Raw genomic sequence first — 3,988 nt, forward strand, 5'->3', positions numbered from 1 at the left:
GTCCTGCATTCCCAGTAAGTCGCCGGCTCGCGAGCCGGGTTTTCGAGTGTTGGATAGAGGTGTGTGTGATGGCAACTGGTACTGTTAAGTGGTTCAACGATGCAAAGGGCTTTGGCTTCATCACTCAGGATGAGGGCGGCCCGGACGTGTTCGTCCATTTCCGTTCGATCCAGGGCAACGGCTTCAAGTCGCTGCAGGAAGGTCAGAAGGTTGAGTACACCGTGACCCAGGGCCAGAAGGGCCCGCAGGCGGACAACGTCAATCCGAAGTAACTCTGTTCGGGCTGGCTAACGCCGCTCGTTCTTGCAAGACTTCAGCCCTCTCGGTGCTCGCGCTCCGAGGGGGCTTTTGGCTGCATGACTGATCATCCCGAAATAACCGCCACCCTGGAACGCCCTCCGTGCGAGGCGATCGGGTTGCATACGGCCGACGGCGCTTTCGCCGATCTGGTCCTTCATCGCCCCGATGGGGACGCATTCGCCACCTTGCTCTGGGTGCCCGCACTCGGCGTGGCCGCCCGTCATTACGAACCCCTCGCCGTGGCCCTCGCTGCCCAGGGCATCGCCGTTGCGGTGCACGAGTGGCGTGGCATCGGATCCAGCGATCGCCGAGCCAGCCGACGCGCCAACTGGGGTTACCGCGAACTCCTCACCGACGACCTGCCGACCAGTCTGAACGCCCTGCGCGCGGCGATCCCGGACGTGCCGCTCTACGTCGGCGGACACAGCCTGGGCGGACAAATGGCGACCCTGCTTGCCGCGACCACCCCGCACCCGTTGGCTGGCCTGGTTCTGATTGGTAGCGGATCCCCCTATTGGCGCTGTTTCAAACTGTGGGTCGGACTGGCGCTGGTCGCCGCGCCACTGCTTGCCAACCTGGTGGGCCGACTGCCGGGCCGCCGGGTAGGTTTCGGCGGCAACGAAGCGCGAGGCGTTATCAGTGACTGGACACGTACAGGTCGCACCGGACGCTACGCCGGTCGAGGCATCGACATGGATCTGGAAGCGGCGTTGCGCCGACAACACCGCCCCGTTCTCGCGTTGCGTCTGCGCGACGACTGGTTCGGTCCCGAAGCATCGCTGGATTTTCTGCTCGGCAAGATGCCGGAGGCGCCGCGGCGCGTCGAGGTGATCGCACCGGAAGATATCGCCGGCGTGCCTGCGGACCATTTCGCCTGGATGAAGGTGCCGACGGATATAGCGCGTCGCGTTGCCGGATGGATGCGCGCCCACTAGCCCGTGGACGGAAACAAGCGTCGCCCACGGTGCATCGGCTACGCTTGCTTACCTCCGGCCAGCGAAGAGACGTCACCATGACCACGGTCCCCATCGACGGTAAGCAGCGCGATCTCGGTGGCGGGTTTGTCGTGCGGCGCATGCTTCCGCACCTGAAGGCCAGGCACGTCGGTCCGTTCGTCTTCTTCGACCAGATGGGCCCGGCCGCCTTTGGCGAAGACACCGGCATGGACGTGCGCCCGCACCCGCACATCGGGCTGGCCACGGTCACCTGGCTGTTCGCCGGCGCGATCCGCCACCGCGACAGTCTGGGCAGCGCCGTCGATATCCATCCGGGTGACGTGAACTGGATGACGGCGGGGCGTGGGATCGTGCACTCCGAACGCACGCCGCCGGACGAGCGTCACCATGGGCAGAACCTGCACGGCATCCAGGTGTGGGTGGCCCTGCCTAAATCCCACGAGCGCATCGATCCCGAGTTCCACCACCACGGCGCCGACACGCTGCCGAGGGTGACGCGTGATGGCGCCAGGCTGGTTGTTATTGCCGGCGATGCCTTCGGCGTAACGTCTCCCGTGCACGTCTACGCGCCGATGTTCTTCGTCGAAGCGCGTCTCGAGGCGGGAGCGACGCTGACCATGCCGGAGCAGCATGCAGAGTGGGGCGCTTATGTGGTCGAAGGAGCCGCGCGCTTTGGCGACCTCGAGCTCGGTGCGTTGGATATGGGCGTGGCCGTCGACGGCGAGCCTCCCGTGCTCACGGCTCGCGAGCCTTCCCTGATCATGCTGTTCGGCGGCGCACCACTCGATGGCGAGCGCCATCTGTGGTGGAATTTCGTCGCGAGTTCGCCGGCGTTGATCGAGGCGGCCAAGGTGGAGTGGTCGGAAGGTCGTTTTCCGATCGTTCCCGGCGATGCGTACGAGCGGATTCCCCTGCCCACGTATTGAACGGAGCTTCGTGATGGCACGCTTTGCCAGTTTCCGCGACTTCTATCCCTACTACCTGGGCGAGCACGCCGACGTCCGCTGCCGGCGCCTGCATTTCGCCGGAAGCTGGGTCGTGCTGGCGGCGCTGGCGATGCTCGTCGCCACCGGCCAGCTGCGCTGGTTAGGGCTGGCGCTGGTCGGCGGCTACGGCTTCGCATGGGTGGGGCATTTCGTCTTCGAGAAGAATCGCCCCGCCACCTTCAAGCATCCCCTGTATAGCTTGATGGGTGACTGGGCGATGTTCTGGGACATCCTGCGCGGGCGCGTCTCGTTGCACTGAGTGCAAAGGGATGCGCCCGCGCCTGAGGTCAGGCCACTTCGGTCGACAGTGATCGGGCCGCCTCTCGAGACAACCGGCGCGTGGCACTCCATGCAGGCAGGTCCAGGGCATCGCGTGCCACGCGGCACACGTCGATCAGGCGCTCCACATCGGCGTCGCTCATGCCTGCATTCAGGGTCAGGCGCAGCAATGAGCGGTTGGCCGTGGTGGCAGGCGCACTGAACACCGAACCGAACACGCCGTGGTGTTCCATGACGTCGCGCACGCGCCCGGTAAGGATCTCCACGCCGGCTTCGAACGCGACGATCTGCTCGGTGCCGTCGGCGATGGGATAGCCCAGTTCGGTCAGCTCGCTGCGCACGCGTCGCGTGACCTGCCTCAGGCGCTGGCGACGCCAGCCCTCCGACTGGATGACCCGATGCGAAGCGGAAAGACCGGCCAGTTCATGGGGCAACAGGGAGGAACTGAAGATCGCCGGGAGGGCCTCGCAGCCGAAGTAGTCCTTGAACGCCGTGGTGCAGGCGATGAAGCCGGCGCGCGAGCAATACGCCTTGGCCAGGCTGGCGGTGATGAAGTGGACGCGGTGATTGAGGCCGAGGCTGGCCACCAGGCCTTCGCCACGCACGCCATGCGTACCCAGGGAATGGGACTCGTCGACGACCAGTACGCAGCCGTGCTCATGGGCGACGCGGGCAATCTCGACCAGGGGCGCCACGCTGCCGTTGGTGCTGTATACGGCGTCGACGACGATGACGCCGGGGCCATTTCGCATCACCTGTCGCTCGAGGTGGGTCATGTCGTTGTGGAGGACGGAGACCGCCCTGGCACCGGCGCTGCGAATGCCTTCCCACAGCGAAGCGTGGGCCAGCATGTCCACGTAGACGGGTACGCGCTCACCCGCGATCGATTGAATAAGTCCCACGTTGGCGGCAAAGCCGGACTGGGCGAGGATGCCGTCCTCGCTGCCGACCGCACGGGCGAGCTCACCCTCGACACGATGCAGCGGGTCATCCGCGTGCTGTTGGAACAGCGCCGACATCATCATGCCGAGGCCGCCGCTGGCCAGCGCCTCGCGCTGTGCTTCGACGATAGCGGGATGCCCTGCGATGGCCAGGTAATCGTTGCTCTGGAGCATCAGGTCGGCATCCGTCGATTGCCGGCCCCGCAAAATGTGACGGCCGCCCCAGTCGATGGCAACCCGTTCGTTGTGAAATTTGTCGACCCTGCGTTGAACGAATTCAGGAAGCGTCGGTGCTTTGGCAATGCGATGCAGGACGGAAACGTTTTCCATGACTATCTCTCTCTGGCAAGGGGGATGGGCGATATCCACGGCGACATCCCTGCGGATGACGCACGCACGTCTGCCTCGCCCAGGCAGACGCATGAAGATGAGAGAGGCGTCCTACGGAATCCGCGTACGGATGCCGGCCTCGTGCCATTACCAAGAGAGACGTCGTGGCGCCCACGCGTCGGAACGACCGTGGGAC

5 protein-coding genes are annotated in these 3,988 nt (G+C 65.2%); 4 read left to right on the forward strand and 1 reads right to left on the reverse strand.

The window, feature by feature from the left end; translation table 11 throughout:
• Positions 1-68: 68 nt before the first annotated feature.
• From cspE to AC1DSN_RS19590, 4 genes are all read left to right on the forward strand, one after another.
• Positions 69-272 carry a transcription antiterminator/RNA stability regulator CspE gene (gene cspE / locus AC1DSN_RS19575; RefSeq protein WP_046967384.1) on the forward strand — a complete coding sequence of 68 codons (204 nt, stop codon included), beginning with the start codon at positions 69-71 and terminating at the stop codon, positions 270-272.
• Positions 273-356: 84 nt separating this feature from the next.
• Positions 357-1,235, forward strand: a complete 879-nt coding sequence (locus tag AC1DSN_RS19580) for an alpha/beta hydrolase family protein (protein WP_477332351.1) — start codon at positions 357-359, stop codon at positions 1,233-1,235.
• 77 nt (positions 1,236-1,312) lie between these two features.
• Positions 1,313-2,182: a pirin family protein gene (locus AC1DSN_RS19585; RefSeq protein ID WP_063572145.1), complete on the forward strand. Its 870-nt coding sequence runs from the start codon at positions 1,313-1,315 to the stop codon at positions 2,180-2,182.
• Positions 2,183-2,195: 13 nt separating this feature from the next.
• Complete coding sequence (locus AC1DSN_RS19590; RefSeq protein ID WP_063572144.1) at positions 2,196-2,501, forward strand: Mpo1-like protein; 306 nt, start codon at positions 2,196-2,198, stop codon at positions 2,499-2,501.
• A gap of 28 nt (positions 2,502-2,529) precedes the next feature.
• Here AC1DSN_RS19590 and cqsA read toward each other — a convergent pair whose 3' ends face one another.
• Positions 2,530-3,792, reverse strand: a complete 1,263-nt coding sequence (cqsA, locus tag AC1DSN_RS19595; RefSeq protein ID WP_063572143.1) for an alpha-hydroxyketone-type quorum-sensing autoinducer synthase — start codon at positions 3,790-3,792, stop codon at positions 2,530-2,532.
• Positions 3,793-3,988: the final 196 nt, after the last annotated feature.

It is taken from the genome of Luteibacter sp. P4_D7_3 (assembly GCF_056401735.1).

Bases quoted from the DNA above. Each gene is read 5' to 3' on its own strand.
- AC1DSN_RS19590 (WP_063572144.1), top strand. From the start codon at position 2,196: ATGGCACGCTTTGCCAGTTTCCGCGACTTCTATCCCTACTACCTGGGC.
- cspE (WP_046967384.1), top strand. From the start codon at position 69: ATGGCAACTGGTACTGTTAAGTGGTTCAACGATGCAAAGGGCTTTGGC.
- cqsA (WP_063572143.1), bottom strand. From the start codon at position 3,792: ATGGAAAACGTTTCCGTCCTGCATCGCATTGCCAAAGCACCGACGCTT.
- AC1DSN_RS19585 (WP_063572145.1), top strand. From the start codon at position 1,313: ATGACCACGGTCCCCATCGACGGTAAGCAGCGCGATCTCGGTGGCGGG.
- AC1DSN_RS19580 (WP_477332351.1), top strand. From the start codon at position 357: ATGACTGATCATCCCGAAATAACCGCCACCCTGGAACGCCCTCCGTGC.